Origin of the sequence: Arthrobacter sp. StoSoilB22, assembly GCF_019977315.1 — a bacterium.
In the GTDB taxonomy this organism is placed as follows: domain Bacteria; phylum Actinomycetota; class Actinomycetes; order Actinomycetales; family Micrococcaceae; genus Arthrobacter.
In genome coordinates, this window is record NZ_AP024652.1 from 2,282,819 (window position 1) to 2,299,833 (window position 17,015).

A 17,015-nucleotide genomic window follows, 5' to 3' on the forward strand; every position below is an offset into this window, starting at 1 on the left:
CCCTACATCGCATCTGTTTCCTCCCGACGCACCCTTAACCACTGGTGCAATAGGCGGCAACGGGCGCGCTGCCGGGATGAGCATAGGTGCAAACGGCGTTAGGGGGTGTAAACGGCGTTAGGGGTGCGAACGCAGTTCAGTAGGGGACGTCCACCCATTCGGTGCCCTGTGGCAGCAGCTCAAGAGTTCCTGCGGTGAGGGACGCCAGCCGGGCGTGGGCCTCGGAGATGGCACCTGCATCGTCAGGCAAAGCCACTCGAAGAACCGTGTGCCGGGCTTCATATCCGGTTTTCGCCATGACATACCCGGCGCCGCGAAGTTCGTTTTCCAAACGACCAGCCTCCGCGTGGGGGACGTCAATGGAGCACAGGCGCAGTCTTCGCCGCTGAACCAACAGTGCCAGGTCCAAGGCGGCGGACACCGACTCGGAGTACGCGCGGACCAGGCCGCCTGCGCCCAGGAGGATCCCGCCGAAATAGCGCACGACGACGACACTGACGTCGCTAAGGTTCGTCACCTTGGGTGAGGTCTCCCTTTTGACGAGTGCCTCCAGCATGGGGACACCTGCCGTACCCGAGGGTTCGCCGTCATCGCTGGAGCGTTGGATCATGCGATCGGGCCCTATGACGAAAGCTGAGCAATGGTGGCGGGCGTCGTAAAATTCACGGCGAAGGTCACTGACCAATGAGCGTGCTGTTTCCTCATCGGGTGCGCGCCGGAGGACTGTGATGAAGCGGGATCTGCGGATCTCCAGTTCGTTGCGGAAATCCGCACCGGCCGCGATGGTCGTATACGTCGTAGCGCGGCTGCCATCCTCATTTTCCACCGCTTCAGTCTAGTGTTGGAGGGTGTTGAAGATTGGGTTGACTGGCGGCATCGCCTCGGGAAAATCGTCGGTGGCGTCCAGGTTGCGGGAACTTGGTGCAATCCTGGTGGACGCAGATCTTATTGCGCGTGAGGTGGTGGAGCCCGGAACTCCTGGCCTGGAGCGGGTTGTTGGGGCCTTCGGTCCCGGCATCCTCGACGCCAATGGCAGGCTTGACCGGCCGAAGCTCGGTTCCATGGTGTTTCAGGACCCTTCCCAACGCGAAGTTCTCAACAGCATCATCCATCCGCTGGTCCGGGAGGTTGCTGCGGCAATCGTGGCCAGTGCGGGACCTGGTGACATCGTGGTCCAGGACATTCCACTTCTTGTCGAAACCGGGCAGGGCAGCAACTTCCATTTGGTAGTGGTGGTGGATGCCCCGGATGACGTCCGCGTTCAACGCATGGTGGAGTTTCGGCAGATGACCACGGAGGACGCGTTGGCTCGTATGGCCTCACAGGCTACGCGAGCAGAACGCAACGCCGCTGCCGACGTCGTCCTGGACAACTCCGGAACCCGGGAGCAGTTGCTCGCCGCGGTGGATGCTTTATGGACGCACCGCCTGGCGCCCTTCGCGGAGAACCTCCAACGGAGCACCAGGGCCCCGCGCGAAACCGGGCCGGTCATGAACGCTTCCAAGGCGGAGTGGATTGCGCAGGCGCAGCGGTTGGCTGAACGCATCACCGCTGCAGCTCCCCACGAGATCCTTGCAGTGGATCACGTCGGCTCTACCTCGGTGCCAGGGATGGCGGCAAAGGACGTGATCGACCTTCAACTCGCCGTGGCTGACCTTGAGACAGCAGACCGCATTGCTCCTGCCCTCGCCGCGGCCGGTTTCCCCGCCGTGCCCGATTCCCATCAGGACACCCCGAAGCCACCGGAACTGGATCCCGCGCTATGGCAGAAACGGTTCCACGCCAACGCTGATCCGGGCCGTGCGGTGAACCTGCACGTCCGGGTGGCCGGCTCACCCGGATGGCGGTACGCACTGCTGTTCCGCGACTGGTTACGGGCAGAACAGTCTGCGGCGGAACTGTATCAAGCACACAAACATGAAGTGGCGGCCACGCACGCCGGGGACCAGGGCACTGCTGCCTACGCCGACGCAAAGGAGCCGTGGTTCACAGAGGTCGCTTGGCCACTCATGGATGCGTGGGCCACCCGCACAGGGTGGATGCCGCCGTCGTATATCTCTTCTGCTGAAGGCAAACGCGGACAGTAGCTGTCCTAGGGCAGGAGTAGATTGGTTTATATGAGTCTTGCCCAGGAGATCAACCGTGTGGTCGCGCCCTTCGAAGTAATCAGTGAATTCAAACCTGCCGGCGATCAGCCCACCGCTATCGCGGAACTGACCGAGCGAATCAACAACGGCGAAAAAGACGTTGTCCTCCTTGGCGCCACAGGTACAGGTAAGAGTGCAACGACGGCGTGGCTCATCGAACAGGTCCAGCGACCCACCCTGGTGATGGTCCAAAACAAGACACTCGCCGCGCAGCTGGCCAATGAGTTCAGGGAACTGCTGCCCAACAACGCGGTGGAATACTTCGTGTCCTACTATGACTACTACCAACCTGAGGCCTACGTAGCGCAGACGGATACTTTCATTGAGAAGGATTCCTCCATCAATGAGGAAGTGGAAAGACTCCGTCACTCCGCCACCAATGCGTTGCTGACCCGACGCGACGTCATCGTGGTGGCCACGGTTTCCTGCATTTATGGCCTGGGCACGCCCGAGGAATACATCGCCGGCATGGTCACGCTCCGCAAGGGCGCAGAGATGAACCGCGACCACCTTCTCCGGAAGTTTGTCTCCATGCAGTACGCCCGGAATGACATGGATTTCCACCGGGGTACCTTCCGGGTCCGCGGCGACACCGTGGAGATCATTCCCATGTATGAAGAACTCGCCATCAGGATTGAGTTCTTCGGCGATGAGATCGAGAACATTCAAACGCTCCATCCCCTCACCGGCGAAGTGCTGCGGGACGAAGAAGAAATGTATGTTTTCCCGGCCTCACACTACGTGGCTGGTCCGGAGCGGATGGCCCGCGCCATCAAGCGGATTGAGGACGAACTTGCTGACCGTTTGAAGGTCCTCGAAGGCCAAAACAAGCTTGTCGAAGCCCAACGGCTGCGGATGCGCACAACATACGACCTCGAAATGATGCAGCAGATGGGTTTCTGCAACGGCATCGAGAACTATTCCGTCCATATCGATGGCCGCGAACCCGGAACGGCGCCACACTGCCTGATCGACTACTTCCCTGATGATTTCCTTCTGGTAGTGGATGAATCACACGTCACCATTCCGCAGATCGGTGCCATGTACGAGGGCGACATGTCCCGCAAGCGGAACCTCGTGGACTTCGGCTTCCGCCTTCCCTCGGCCATGGACAACCGGCCCCTGAAGTGGGACGAATTCCTGGAGCGCATCGGCCAGACCGTCTATCTGTCCGCAACGCCGGGTAAGTACGAGCTCGGCAAAGCCGACGGCTACGTCCAGCAGATCATCCGCCCCACCGGCCTTATCGATCCCGAGGTCGTGGTCAAGCCCACCAAGGGTCAAATCGACGACCTCCTCGGTGAAATCAGGACCCGGACGGAGAAGAATGAACGCGTTCTTGTCACCACGCTCACCAAGCGCATGGCGGAGGACCTGACGGACTACCTCGTGGGCCACGGAGTGAAGGTTGAGTATTTGCACTCCGACGTCGACACCCTGCGGCGTGTGGAACTGCTCCGCGAACTCCGGATGGGCGTGTTCGATGTCCTGGTTGGCATCAACCTCCTCCGTGAAGGCCTCGACCTGCCTGAAGTTTCCCTCGTGAGTATCCTCGACGCTGACAAAGAAGGGTTCCTGCGATCCTCAACCTCCTTGATCCAGACCATCGGCCGCGCAGCGCGTAACGTGTCCGGCCAAGTCCATATGTACGCGGACAGGATCACCGACTCCATGGCCCACGCCATCGAGGAGACCAACCGACGCCGCGCCATCCAGGTTCAGTACAACACGGACCATGGCATTGATCCTCAGCCATTGCGCAAAAAGATTGCCGACATAACCGATCAGCTGGCTAAGGAAGACGCAGACACCCAGGAACTGCTCAATAACAACCGGCTCGCCAAGGGGGGCAAGCGCAAGACGTCCGCAAAGGGTGCCGCCACCGTACGCCAGGACGGTCTTGCCGCAGCTCCAGCCGAAGACCTTGTGGGCCTCATTGAGCAACTAACAGAACAGATGCACGGGGCGGCTGCAGAACTCCAGTTCGAAGTCGCCGCCCGCATCCGTGACGAAGTCAAGGAGTTGAAGCGCGAATTACGCCAGATGCAGTCCGCCGGGCACGCCTAAGGTAAGGTTTAGGTCACGTAGGGGAGTATCCCAAGCGCTACATCCGTCAGCACGCAAGGCACAGATGCCTCGCCGGATCTAGCGGGCCGCCAATTTTTGCATTCACCGCACCCTGGCAGGCCGGAGAGACTTACACCGCTTTCCCGTACCCTGCGAAAGGCACCTTTAATGCAGCTTCCCGTCTGGTTTGAGATCGGCTCCTTTGTCGTTCTCGGAATCATCCTGCTCATCGACCTCCTGTTGGTCGTCAAGCGTCCCCACGAACCTTCCATGAAGGAAGCCGGCCTCTGGGTCGGCTTCTATGTAGGACTGGCGCTGCTGTTCGCAGTAGCCATGTTCGCATTCGCCGGTCCCGAATATGGGGGCCAGTTCGTCGCAGGGTGGGTCACTGAGTACAGCCTCAGCATCGACAACCTCTTTGTGTTCATCATCATCATGGCCCGCTTCTCGGTGCCCCGTAAGTACCAGCAGGAAGTGCTGATGGTGGGCATCATCATCGCGCTGATCCTTCGCGGAATCTTCATCGCCCTGGGTGCAGTAGTGATCGAGCAGTTCAGCTGGGTCTTCTACATCTTCGGCGCGTTCCTCCTCTGGACTGCGTGGAAGCAAGCCAAGGATTCCGGTGAAGACGAAGAAGAGGGCGCCGAGAACCCGCTGATCGGTCGCCTCCGCAAGGTCTTGCCGATGTCCGAGAAGTTCGACGGCAACAAAATCCGCACGGTGGTGGACGGCAAGAAGGTCTTCACCCCCATGCTGATCGTCTTCGTGACCATTGGCTTGACCGACCTCCTGTTCGCCGTTGACTCCATCCCCGCTATCTTCGGCCTGACCCAGAGCGCCTTCATCGTCTTTACGGCGAACATCTTCGCGTTGATGGGCCTGCGTCAGCTGTACTTCCTCCTCGGCGGGCTCATGACACGTCTGGTGTACCTCAAGCACGCCCTATCCGTGATCCTGGCCTTCATCGGCGTCAAGCTTGTCCTGCACGCCATGCACGTCAATGAGCTCCCGTTCATCAACGGCGGCCAGCACATTGAGTGGGCTCCTGAGATCCCCACTTACGTATCGTTGGCCGTCATTGTCGGTACCATCATCATTGCTGTCGTAGCCAGCCTGATGAGCCCCGCAGCACGCCAGGCGAAGCTGGATGCGCGTTTGGAAGAGGACGCACGCAAGAGCATGAGCGAGGCAGAGTAACTGACCTCCAAAAGTTGTAGTCTCGTGAAGTGACTACCACTTCAACTACGGCGCTGGACCCACAACGGGTTCAGCGCCGTACTGTTTTCCTGCTCAGTTCCGCGCAGTTGCTCAGCGGCGTCGGCAATGGCGCCACACTCTCCATTGGGTCCTTGCTGGCCGTGGATTTGTCCGGATCCGAAGCCTGGGCGGGATCCATCACCACCGTCCTGACACTGGCTGCCGCAATCGCAGCACTGCCGCTGGCTCGCTTGGCTGAGGCCCGCGGACGGCGCGTGGGCCTTGTCACCGGGTTGGTAGCTGCGATGGTCGGTGCACTGCTCATCATCGCCTCAGTCATGAGCCAGTCTTTCGTTCTACTTTTGCTGGGCGCAGCCTTCCTCGGCCTGGGCACTGCCGCTAACCTGCAGGCCCGGTTCGCCGCCGTCGACCTCGCTGAACCGGAGCGCCGGGGCCGATCATTGTCCACCGTGGTCTGGGCCATCACCATCGGAGCCGTGGCTGGGCCCAACCTGATCCAGCCCGGAGCCGCAGTGGGGGAGGCACTTGGCCTGCCGCCCATCGCAGGTCCCTTCGTGTTCTCCGCTGTGGGACTTTTCCTGGCAGCCGGACTGTTGTTCGCAGGCTTGAGGCCGGATCCACTACTGCTGTCCCGTCGGCTGGCTGCTCACGTTGGGGCTGGTGACGATCCAGGGGCGCAACCCGTCCGGGGTACCATCCGGTCCGGTCTTCGCGCCGTTCGTGCATCACCCCAGGCGGTGTTGGCGCTGGCGGCAGTCGTCGCCGCCCATGGCGTCATGGTGGCCGTTATGTCCATGACACCGCTGCATCTCCAACAGCTTGTGGGTGGAAGCCATGATGGACACCATGGTGGGACCACGGACAGCACGGATGCCCTGGTGGTTATTGGGCTAACGATCTCCCTTCACATTGCCGGCATGTTCGCCCTGTCGCCCCTCTGGGGGTGGCTGACGGACAAGGCCGGCCGCTTCCAGACCATTGCCATGGGGCACGGGCTCCTGTTGGTGGCGGTGTTCATCGCCGGATTCGGCCAGCGTGAACCTGTGTTGGTCACTGTGGGGCTGATATTCCTCGGACTGGGATGGTCTGCGGCAACCATTGCCGGGTCAACGCTCTTGGCCGAAAGCGTCGAACCCGAACAACGGGTCACTGTGCAAGGCGTCTCGGACACCCTGATGGGTGCCGCAGGAGCACTCGGCGGCGCAACGTCCGGCCTGCTCTTAGCCTGGATCGGCTATCAGGGGCTCAACATCGCTTCAAGCCTTCTGGCGGCAGCAGTGTTGGCCTTGACGGCCGTCATTGCTGTCCGCCAGCGTACGTCGGCCGCGGGGAGCGGACCACTGGAGAACACATCCACCTAGCGCTGGGCGCGCACCATGCCCAAGAGCTTCCTGAAGATGCCCTCACCGTCTTCACCGATGCCATCATGGTGGAAGTCCGATGTGACCCAGGCCTGAAGACCTCGCACGGCTGCAGCGGTCTCCAGCGAGAGATCGTGGTCCACGTAGATATCGTCTTTGTACACGGCTGCCGCTACGGGCACGCTGTTGGATGCCAACCGGGCGGGGTCATACAACGGTTTCCAGTCTTTCCGGGCCGCGAGGTGTTCGGCGACTTCCCGCAGGGGAACAAGCGCCGGATCCTGTTCGAAGTACCAGGGGTAAACCATTTCTCCCGTGAGCAGCGGCTCGACTACTTCAGGCTTGAACTCCGGGTAGTCCTCAAGAACACGCCAAGCAGCCCAATTGGTTGCCTCGCCTTGGCCGTAGATGGATTCGTGCAGGACGGCATAGAGCGGATTGGCCGCACGGCTCACGAGTGCCCGTACCTGTTCCAGGAAAGATTCGGACAACCGCTCACCGGTGAGCGTGCTGATGAACGCGTCTTCCAGAAGGTAGTGGAGCCCATCCACCCTGGTGTTTCCGCCCAGGAAGGATCCCACCATCTGGAAACGCTCAGGAGTCAGCCGTTCACCGCTGGCCAGGAGTTCAGGGTGCTGCTCCAGATGACGGGCGATTCGCGTGACCTTTTCCCGGTCCTCCGGGTACCACGAGAAATACTCGGCGTTCCTTGCGGCAACCCGACGGAACGTTGCCTGGTAAACGCGGTCTGCTGAACCGTGGAGCGGGGCCAGGCCACCGGTGATCAGCACCTCACGCAAACCCTCCGGCGCAAAGGACAGATACGTCAGCGCACAGAATCCACCGAAGCTCTGTCCCAGCACCGACCACGGCCCGGAGCCCAGAACGCCCCGGATGTACTCGGCATCGGCCACGATGGAATCAGCGCGGAAATGGGTCAGGTAGTCCGCTTGCGCTGCGGCGTCGCCACGGAGCTCCAATGACTGCCGCTCAATCGGAGTGGATAAACCCGTGCCGCGTTGATCAAGCATCAGGATGCGGAAGTCCTTGGCGGCCGCCTTCATCCAGCCGGACAGTGACGTGACGCGGTTACCCCGGCCGCCTGGCCCACCCTGGAGGTACAGCAGCCACGGCAGCTTGGCGGCCTCTTGCGGCGAATGGCTGGTGGAAGAGTATTCCCGCGCAAAGATGGTGATCGTCTCTTCGGGGACCAGCTCCTGGTGCACCAAGGGAACCGTAAAATAATGCTCCGCCGTCCGGAGTCCACGAAATTCGTGGCGGGCTTGGATGCGGTGCCCGCCGGCGGAGGGCCGCTGGTCAGCCACTGACGATTCAGCCATGGGTGAGAGCCTCTTTCGCCTCACCGATGCTCGTCCCGTACGCCTGGAGTGCGTCGCCCGTCAGCCTGAACGTTGACCATTCCTCCATTGGGAATGCACCGAGGTTCTTGTAGAAGTTGATGGAGGGTTCGTTCCAGTTCAGGACGCTCCACTCCACCCGGGCGTAACCGCGTTCGACGGCGGTGGTGGCCAGATACTGCAAGAGCGCCTTCCCGTGGCCCTCGCCACGGGCATCCGGAACCACGTAGAGGTCCTCAAGATAGATGCCGTGGACGCCCTCCCAGGTGGAGTAGTTCAGGAACCAGAGCGCGAAACCCTGAACTGTGCCCGCACTGTTTTCCGCAATGGTGGCGTAGACACGTGGATTCTCGCCAAAGAGTACTTCGGTGAGCATGGCCGGGGTGTTCTTCACGGCGTCCGGTTCCTTTTCGTAGATCGCAAGGTCGTGGATCATCCGAAGGATGGCAGGGACGTCTTCAATGGTGGCGGGGCGGATTACACTCATGCATTCGAGCTTACTAGGGGCCCGCGGGCTTCCTACCGCCAGGCAAGCTTTGACGTTCCGTAACGAACAGGCGGCTGCCGATACCTGAGTGGGGCGCCCTCAACCAGAAGAGGCGGCCCTACAAACGTGAGCTGGCCGTAGGGGCTCTCTGCTCCCAGGAGGTTCGGCTCCCGCAGTGAGCTCACAGGGATGCCCTGATACCCGGAAGGCAAGGCGAACAGCTCCTCTGCCGTCCGTGCCAAAGAGAGACTCGCAGATCCACCGGCTCCAGTCCTTGATCGCTCCGCCAGCAAAGCCAACACCGCCGCCGCGAGTCCGTAACCTGTGGCGTGGTCCAGGGCCTGTACCGGGAGCGCCCCGGGTTTCCACCCGTCGTCGTGCTTCTGTCCATACCGCTCCGCTATTCCGCAAGCCGCCTGTACCAGGCTGTCAAAGCCCCGCCTTTCCCGCCAATGGCCGCTAGTGCCCCAAGCTGTCAGGGTGCCCACCACGAGCTCCGGCCTCGCAGCGAGCAGGGCAGCGGGAGATAAACCGAATCTGTCCAAGCCGCCGGCCCGGTACCCGGTGATCACCACATCCGCGGAGGCAACAAGACCGTGGACAGCTGCCAGGTGGTCCGACTTCCTGAGATCCGATTCGGCGCTGCGCTTGTCGAACCCGGCGTCGATGAAGGCTTCGCTCAGCTCCGGAAGGAGGGGCGGGTCGATACGCAAAACGTCCGCACCCAGCGCACCTAAAAGGCGCGTTGACGTGGGCCCGGCGATGACGCGCGTCAGGTCGAGCACTTTCAGCCCGTCCAAGGGCCGGAGCGGGTCCGCAGACGGCGCCCATGACGAGGCCTTCGAACCCAAGGACGCAATATCAGAGAGGGACAGGCTGACCCAAGGGCCGGAGCTTGCCGCAGAGTGCATGGGGGATGAGACCCATGCATCGCGGCGCCGGACAGCGGAAGCCGCACCCTTGTGTGCCACGATTGCAGTCTCCGCCTCCAAGGAGGTCATGGACAACAACGCGTTGTCCACGTCCTGCGGAACGGTCGCCGAGAGCGCTTCCATCAACCGGGCTGCATGATGGGGATAGTTGGCGTGAAGGCGGATCCAGCCGTCCGCAGTGCGCCGGAACCCGGATGCGGGCGCGAAGCCCTGGGGCTTGCGGCCCCCAATCCGGAGGTGCCCCAGCGAATCGAAGGATGCTGCCGTCAGCCCTGAGTCAACCGAGTATCTCCCCGGGGAACCTGTCAGTGCGTTGAGCGCTGTGGCGGCGCTTTGAACCGAACCGAGCGCCAAACCCTCGACGTCCAAGCTGCCACCCCACCACCGACGTGAACCACTGCAGGCCGCCGGCTGTTCCTTGCGCAGGGCTTCCACCCCGCGCAGGCCGGAGGTCAGATCGGGGACGGATTCCATGGCGCCGGGTTCCATTGCACGTGTACCTAGAGCCTGTTGACGTCTGTCACCCGGACCACGGCGGTGCCGGTCTCATCGGACGCCGCCAAGTCGATGTCGGCAGAGATTCCCCAGTCGTGGTTGCCCGCGGGATCGTCGAAAATTTGCCGGACCTTCCACGTGCCCGTTTCCTCATTGATGATGAGCAAACCAGGACCCCGCGCGTCAGGACCGGTGCCAATGTCGTCATGTTCGTCGAAGTAGTCGTCCAAGACCTCTTCCCACCGCTCCGCATCCCAGCCGGCATCGGCGTCGAGTTCGCCCAACGCGGCGGAGTCCTCGTCGGCAAAAAGTTCAACCCTGCGGAACATCTCATTGCGAACCATCACCCGGAAGGCCCGGATGTTGGCGGTCAACAGCGGCGGCGGGGGCGGGGGAGCGTCATGGGGCGTGGGGGCGAGCCCGGACGTCAGCTCTTCCCACTCATCCAGCAGGCTGGAATCCACTTGGCGCACCAGCTCGCCCAACCAAGCGATGAGATCTTCAAGATCCTCACGAAGGGAATCCTGAGGAACTGTTTGCCTCAGCGCACGGAAGCCATCGGCAAGATACCGCAGGACAATGCCTTCGGATCGGGCCAGGCCATAGAACTGAACGAACTCGCCAAAGTTCATGGCGCGCTCGTACATATCCCGGATGATCGATTTCGGAGCAAGTTCAAAGTCGCCCACCCAAGGCGCTGCCTTGCGGTATACCTCAAAGGCCTCGCCAAGAATCTCCGCCAACGGCATGGGATAGGTCACTTCGTCCAGCATGGCCATGCGCTGGTCATACTCGATACCGTCAGCCTTCATGGCCGCCACCGCCTCGCCCCGCGCCTTCTTTTGCTGGGCGGAGAGGATCTGTCGAGGTTTCTCCAGTGTTGACTCAATGACAGAGACAACATCCAGGGCGTAGGAGGGAGACTCCGGATCAAGCAGCTCCAAGGCAGCAAGTGCAAAGGGGGAGAGCGGCTGGTTGAGGGCAAAGTTTGCCTGCAGGTGGACAGTCAGCCGGACTGAGCGTCCCTCGGCCTCCTGCTCCTCCTCCGGAATGCGTTCCACTACACCCGCCGCCAGAAGTTCCCGGTAGATCCCCAAGGCTTTTTTCATCAGTTTGAGCTGGGCAGGCCGGCTTTCATGGTTCTCACTGAGCAGGCGCCGGGTTGCCTGGAAGGGGTCGCCCGGACGTTCCATGAGGTTCAGCAGCATCGCATGGGTAATGGTGAAGCTTGACGTCAAGGGCTCGGGTACAGACTCGACGAGCCGTTTGAACGTGGGCTCGCCCCAGGACACAAATCCTTCCGGAGGCTTTTTCTTAACTACTTGGCGCAGTTTCTTCTGGTCATCGCCGAACTTGGCAGTGGCCTTGGCCATGGCTTTCGTATTTTCCACCACGTGGTCCGGAGCCTGTACCACCACGGTGCCTGCGGTGTCGTAGCCTGCCCGTCCTGCACGGCCGGCAATCTGGTGGAACTCACGGGAGTTGAGAGGCCTGGTGCGTACGCCGTCGTACTTGCTCAAAGCCGTCAACAGCACTGTCCGGATGGGCACGTTGATGCCCACCCCCAAAGTGTCGGTTCCGCAGATCACTTTGAGGAGGCCGGCTTGGGCGAGCTGTTCCACTAGCCGGCGGTACTTCGGCAGCATGCCTGCGTGGTGGACGCCAATGCCGTGGCGGACCAGCCGGTTGAGGGTCTTTCCGAAACCAGCGGCAAACCTGAATCCCGCGATCAGCTCGGCGATGCGGTCCTTCTCTGCCCGGCTGCACATGTTGATACTCATGAGGTTCTGGGCGCGCTCAATGGCTTCAGCCTGGCTGAAGTGGACCACGTACACGGGAACCTGCTTGGTTGAGAGGAGTTCTTCCAGCGTCTCGTGTACAGGCGTCAGGTGGTAGTAGTGGTGCAGCGGAATGGGACGCTCTGCCGAACTCACTGTCGTGGTGGTCCGGCCCGTCAGCTCAGTCAGGCCCGTCTCGAACCGTGAAACGTCACCCAAGGTTGCGGACATCAGGAGGAACTGCGCCTGGGGGAGTTCCAAGAGCGGTACCTGCCACGCCCAACCGCGTTGCGGGTCGGAGTAGAAGTGGAATTCGTCCATGATCACCGAGCCCAGCTCTGCCGCCGATCCTTCGCGGAGCGCGATATTGGCCAGGATTTCCGCTGTGCAGCAGATGATGGGGGCATCCTGGTTTACGCCGGAATCACCGGTGATCATGCCAACGTTTTCGGCGCCGAAGATCTCGCAGAGTGCAAAGAACTTTTCGGAGACCAGGGCCTTGATGGGAGCTGTGTAGTAGCTCCGCTGGCCCCGTGCCATGGCTTCGAAGTGCGCTGCGATTGCTACCAAGGATTTGCCGGAGCCCGTGGGGGTGGCAAGGATGACGTTCGCGCCGGAGGCGAGTTCCATGATGGCCTCGTCCTGGGCCGGGTAGAGCTGCAACCCGCGGCTCTCGGTCCACTCGACAAACCGTGTGTAGATTTCGTCCGGGTCCAAACGGCCGGTGGAGGTGGTACCGGGGAGCTGCTCAAGAAGTTTCATTGGTTTCCAGCTTAGTGCCCGGACGGTTTAGGCTCAGCCCAGCAAGGGTGGCAGAGGCGAGGAGGCTTTCAGTGAAGTGGGATCCGTCCAAATACGTGGAGTTCGGCAACCATAGGGACAGGCCATTCCATGACCTCGTTGCCAGGGTGCGGTCCGTCCAACCGGGCAGGGTGGTTGACCTCGGCTGCGGCCCGGGAAACCTGACGGCAACCCTTGCCGAGCGTTGGCCGGAAGCCCACGTTGTGGGCGTCGATTCGTCGGAGGAAATGCTGCTCCGGGCAGAATCCCTGAAGGAGGAGTACCTCCCGCAGCGGTCCCACCACCAGACGCCGGCCAGGCTAACTTTCGAGCAAGGTGACATCGCGGACTGGGAACCGGATGCGGAGACGGACGTGGTGGTCACCAATGCTGCCCTCCAATGGGTTCCCGGGCACCTGGACTTGATGCCCGGCTGGCTTCGCGCTCTTAAACCCGGGGCTTGGTTTGCCATGCAAGTGCCGGGCAACTTTACGTCCCCGTCCCACACACTTATGCGGGAATTGGCCGAATCCCCAAAGTGGTCCGGGCGGCTTGGCGGCGTGCTCCGGCACGATGGCGCAGTGGGCAGTCCTGCGGACTACTTGGGAATCATGCTCGACGCCGGATGTGCGGCTGACGCTTGGGAGACCACATACCTCCAGGTTCTGCAGGGGGAGGACCCGTTACTGGAGTGGGTCCGCGGCACGGGACTGCGTCCTGTGTTGGCAGCTTTGTCGGCGGAAGAGGCTGCTGATTTCGAAGGCCAGTATGCCGCCCTTCTGCGTCAGGCCTACCCTTCAACGAACCACGGAACGGTCTACCCATTTCGTCGCATATTTGCCGTAGCGCACAAGCCGGAATGAACTTGCAGAACTCTTCGCCGCAGGTAGTATTCACCTTCCCGCACCGTGACGGCTTGTCCGTTGCCCGCGTCGCTGGTCTAATTCTCGGCATGGACCAAGGACGCTTCGAACACCAGATTCCCCGGATGGACCCGGCACCAGGCCGGAGTTCACTGTGACTCCCACCGGAGATTTTCCAGGCAACTGGCGACCCAATACCGGCAGTGCTGTTGCGCTCTTTGAACAGTTGAGACTCCGGATCATCGAACTCATTGATGCAGGAGTCCTGGCTGTCGGCGCCAAGCTTCCTCCTGTTCGCAATCTGGCGGGGGCCTTGGACGTCGCACCCCACACCGTGGCCCGTGCATACAAAGAATTGGAAGCAGCAGGCGTCGTGGCTACCCGCGGGCGCAACGGCACCGTGGTTTGCGCGCGGGATGACCGTTGGGGCGCGCTGGCAGGTGTCGCCGCTGAATACGCCGCCGCCTCGAAGGCCCAGGGAGCTTCATTCGCCGAGGCAGTGCAGCTTCTTGCTGCCGCATACGACGCCGACTGATACCGATCAGTAGCATGTGAGGCACGACATGGAAATTCGAAGAAGTTTTCGATTAGCATTGGTAGGTGCCCAAAGCCTTAGCTGAAGATACCGCCATGGACGCCTTGAACGGCGTCCCCGCTCTTTCCGATACCAAACCCGCCAAGCCGGACCTTTCCCGCTTGGTGGTTAAGGGTGCCCGGGAACACAATTTGCGCAACGTGGACCTCGACCTACCGCGCGACGCCATGATCGTGTTCACAGGACTCTCCGGTTCCGGCAAGTCCTCCCTGGCTTTCGATACCATCTTCGCCGAAGGCCAGCGTCGCTACGTGGAGTCATTGTCCGCATATGCACGTCAGTTCCTTGGCCAGGTAGACAAACCTGATGTCGACTTCATCGAGGGTCTGTCTCCGGCGGTATCCATCGACCAGAAGTCCACCAGCAAGAATCCACGGTCCACGGTGGGCACCATCACCGAGATTTACGACTACATGCGTTTGCTGTGGGCGCGCGTCGGTCGTCCGCACTGCCCTGTCTGTGGCGAGCCTATCGCCCGGCAGACACCTCAACAGATTGTGGATCAGCTCCTGGAACTGGATCCGGGTACCCGATTCCAGGTCCTTGCCCCCGTTGTGCGAGGACGCAAGGGTGAGTTCGTCGATCTTTTCAAGGAATTGACGGCGAAGGGCTATTCCCGCGCCCGCGTAGACGGCGAGCTGGTTCAGCTGAGCGATCCGCCCAAACTCGGCAAGCAGTTCAAGCACACCATTGAAGTTGTAGTGGACCGCCTGGTGGTCAAGGAAGAGATCAGCCAACGCCTCACTGATTCCGTCGAGACCGCCCTCGGCCTCGCTGAAGGCCGTGTGCTGGTGGAGTTCGTGGACCTCGAGGCCGAGGACCCCAACCGTATCCGCGCCTTCTCAGAGAACCTGGCGTGTCCCAACGAACACCCCCTGGCCATCGATGAGATCGAACCCCGTTCGTTCTCCTTCAACAACCCCTTTGGCGCCTGCTCTGCCTGCAGCGGCATCGGCACCAGGCTGGAAGTGGATGAAGAACTGATTGTTCCCAATCCCGAGTTGTCCCTTGGCGAGGGTGCCATTGCCCCTTGGGCCCTTGGCACAGCCACCACGGAGTACTGGAACCGTCTCCTTGAGGGGCTGGCGCACGAGCTGGGCTTCTCCATGAAGACCTCCTGGGAGAAACTGCCCAAGGACATCCGGAATACGGTCCTGCACGGCAAGGACCACAAGGTGGTTGTCCAGTACAAGAACCGCTTTGGCCGCGAGCGTAAGTACAGCACCGGCTTCGAGGGTGCCATACAGTACGTTCACCGCAAGCACGGAGAAACAGACTCCGACTGGGCCCGCGACCGGTACGAAGAGTACATGCGTCAGATTCCGTGCCCCGAGTGCAACGGTGCCCGCCTCAACCCTGCCTCGCTGTCCGTGCTCATCAACGGTAAGTCGATCGCCGAGGTTGCAGCCCTGCCCATGCGTGAGTGCGCGGAGTTCCTGGGCAGCCTTACCCTGACCAACAGGGAAGCCCAGATTGCCAACCAGGTCCTGAAGGAGATCCAGGCCCGCCTGACCTTCCTCCTGGACGTTGGACTGGAGTACCTGAACCTTGAACGCCCTTCGGGAACCCTGTCGGGCGGTGAGGCTCAGCGCATCCGTCTTGCCACCCAAATTGGCTCTGGCCTGGTGGGTGTCCTCTATGTTTTGGATGAGCCATCCATTGGTTTGCACCAGCGGGACAACCGGCGGCTCATCGAGACGCTCACGCGCCTCCGGGACCTCGGTAACACCCTGATCGTCGTGGAGCACGACGAAGACACCATCCACGAAGCCGACTGGGTGGTGGACATCGGACCGGGTGCCGGCGAGCACGGCGGCCAGGTAGTGCACTCCGGTACCTACAAGGAGCTGCTGAAAAACACGGAGTCACTGACCGGTGACTACCTGTCCGGTCGTCGCAAGATCGATGTCCCCACCAAACGCCGTAAGTACGACAAAAAGCGTGAACTCAAGGTTGTAGGTGCCCGGGAGAACAACCTCAGCAATGTTGACGCCACGTTCCCCCTGGGACTTTTCACGGCGGTCACTGGTGTCAGTGGATCCGGCAAGTCCACGTTGGTGAACGAAATCCTCTACAAGGTCCTCGCCAACAAGCTCAACGGAGCCAAGCAGGTTGCAGGCCGCCACCGCACAGTTGCTGGACTCGAGCACCTGGACAAGGTGGTCCACGTTGATCAAAGCCCCATCGGCCGTACACCCCGGTCCAACCCAGCTACGTACACCGGTGTCTTTGACAACATCCGGAAACTCTTTGCTGAGACCACCGAAGCCAAGGTGCGGGGCTACCAGCCGGGGCGCTTCTCCTTCAATGTCAAGGGCGGGCGCTGCGAGGCTTGTTCGGGCGACGGCACACTGAAGATCGAAATGAACTTCCTGCCGGATGTCTATGTTCCTTGCGAAGTGTGCCACGGCGCCAGGTACAACCGGGAAACCCTTGAGGTTCACTACAAAGGCAAGACCATTGCGGACGTCCTCAACATGCCCATTGAAGAAGGTGCCGAGTTCTTCGCTGCCTTCACCCCCATCGCACGGCATTTGAAGACCTTGGTGGATGTGGGCTTGGGCTACGTCAGGCTTGGCCAACCTGCAACCACACTCTCAGGCGGCGAGGCGCAGCGCGTGAAGCTGGCAGCCGAGCTTCAGAAGCGGTCGAACGGACGCAGCATCTACGTCCTCGATGAGCCCACCACGGGCCTGCACTTTGAGGACATACGTAAGCTGCTCCTGGTTCTTCAGGGCTTGGTGGATAAGGGCAACACCGTGATCACCATCGAACACAACCTGGATGTCATCAAATCCGCGGACTGGATTGTGGACCTTGGTCCCAATGGTGGTTCGGGCGGCGGGAAGATCGTGGCCACAGGAACGCCGGAACAGGTGGCCAAATCCGCGGACAGCCACACGGCGACCTTCCTGGCCGAGATTCTCTGATAGC

At 61.3% G+C, this 17,015-nt stretch carries 12 protein-coding genes; 7 read left to right on the forward strand and 5 right to left on the reverse strand.

Translation table 11 applies throughout. The features are described 5' to 3' along the window. Positions 1–136 precede the first annotated feature (136 nt). A complete protein-coding gene (locus tag LDN70_RS10640) occupies positions 137–826 on the reverse strand; it encodes an IMPACT family protein (protein ID WP_223940297.1) in 690 nt (229 codons plus the stop codon). Positions 827–848: 22 nt separating this feature from the next. Between LDN70_RS10640 and coaE the strand changes: the two genes are divergently transcribed. From coaE to LDN70_RS10660, 4 genes are all read left to right on the forward strand, one after another. Next, complete coding sequence (gene coaE / locus LDN70_RS10645) at positions 849–2,087, forward strand: dephospho-CoA kinase (protein ID WP_166840789.1); 1,239 nt, start codon at positions 849–851, stop codon at positions 2,085–2,087. Between the two features lie 30 nt (positions 2,088–2,117). Continuing rightward, positions 2,118–4,214, forward strand: a complete 2,097-nt coding sequence (uvrB, locus tag LDN70_RS10650) for an excinuclease ABC subunit UvrB (protein WP_142939259.1) — start codon at positions 2,118–2,120, stop codon at positions 4,212–4,214. Between the two features lie 168 nt (positions 4,215–4,382). Next, positions 4,383–5,411, forward strand: a complete 1,029-nt coding sequence (locus LDN70_RS10655; RefSeq protein ID WP_142939258.1) for a TerC family protein — start codon at positions 4,383–4,385, stop codon at positions 5,409–5,411. A 29-nt stretch (positions 5,412–5,440) separates the two neighbouring features. Continuing rightward, positions 5,441–6,793, forward strand: coding sequence for an MFS transporter (locus tag LDN70_RS10660; protein WP_223940298.1), 1,353 nt, complete (start codon positions 5,441–5,443; stop codon positions 6,791–6,793). On the opposite strand, the gene LDN70_RS10665 is transcribed toward LDN70_RS10660, so the two are convergent. The 4 genes from LDN70_RS10665 to LDN70_RS10680 are packed head-to-tail and all read right to left on the reverse strand — an operon-like array spanning position 6,790 to position 12,605. After that, positions 6,790–8,133 (reverse strand): alpha/beta fold hydrolase, encoded by a 1,344-nt coding sequence (locus LDN70_RS10665; protein ID WP_223940299.1) that lies wholly within the window; start codon positions 8,131–8,133, stop codon positions 6,790–6,792. The two genes, LDN70_RS10660 and LDN70_RS10665, sit on opposite strands and share 4 nt — an antisense overlap. Beyond that, positions 8,126–8,638, reverse strand: coding sequence for a GNAT family N-acetyltransferase (locus tag LDN70_RS10670; protein WP_142939255.1), 513 nt, complete (start codon positions 8,636–8,638; stop codon positions 8,126–8,128). Before LDN70_RS10670 ends, LDN70_RS10665 begins: the two co-directional genes overlap by 8 nt. Positions 8,639–8,670: 32 nt before the next feature. Next, positions 8,671–10,044 carry a CoA transferase gene (locus LDN70_RS10675; protein WP_223940300.1) on the reverse strand — a complete coding sequence of 458 codons (1,374 nt, stop codon included), beginning with the start codon at positions 10,042–10,044 and terminating at the stop codon, positions 8,671–8,673. 26 nt (positions 10,045–10,070) lie between these two features. Beyond that, positions 10,071–12,605, reverse strand: coding sequence for a DEAD/DEAH box helicase (locus tag LDN70_RS10680; RefSeq protein WP_223940301.1), 2,535 nt, complete (start codon positions 12,603–12,605; stop codon positions 10,071–10,073). Between the two features lie 71 nt (positions 12,606–12,676). Between LDN70_RS10680 and LDN70_RS10685 the strand changes: the two genes are divergently transcribed. The 3 genes from LDN70_RS10685 to uvrA all read left to right on the forward strand — a co-directional run bounded on the left by LDN70_RS10685 (position 12,677) and on the right by uvrA (position 17,011). Continuing rightward, positions 12,677–13,486 (forward strand): trans-aconitate 2-methyltransferase, encoded by an 810-nt coding sequence (locus LDN70_RS10685; RefSeq protein WP_223940302.1) that lies wholly within the window; start codon positions 12,677–12,679, stop codon positions 13,484–13,486. A gap of 154 nt (positions 13,487–13,640) precedes the next feature. After that, entirely contained in the window at positions 13,641–14,021 is a 381-nt protein-coding gene (locus LDN70_RS10690; protein WP_142939244.1) for a GntR family transcriptional regulator, read from the forward strand. Positions 14,022–14,086: 65 nt separating this feature from the next. After that, complete coding sequence (gene uvrA / locus LDN70_RS10695) at positions 14,087–17,011, forward strand: excinuclease ABC subunit UvrA (RefSeq protein ID WP_223940303.1); 2,925 nt, start codon at positions 14,087–14,089, stop codon at positions 17,009–17,011. Positions 17,012–17,015 lie beyond the last annotated feature (4 nt).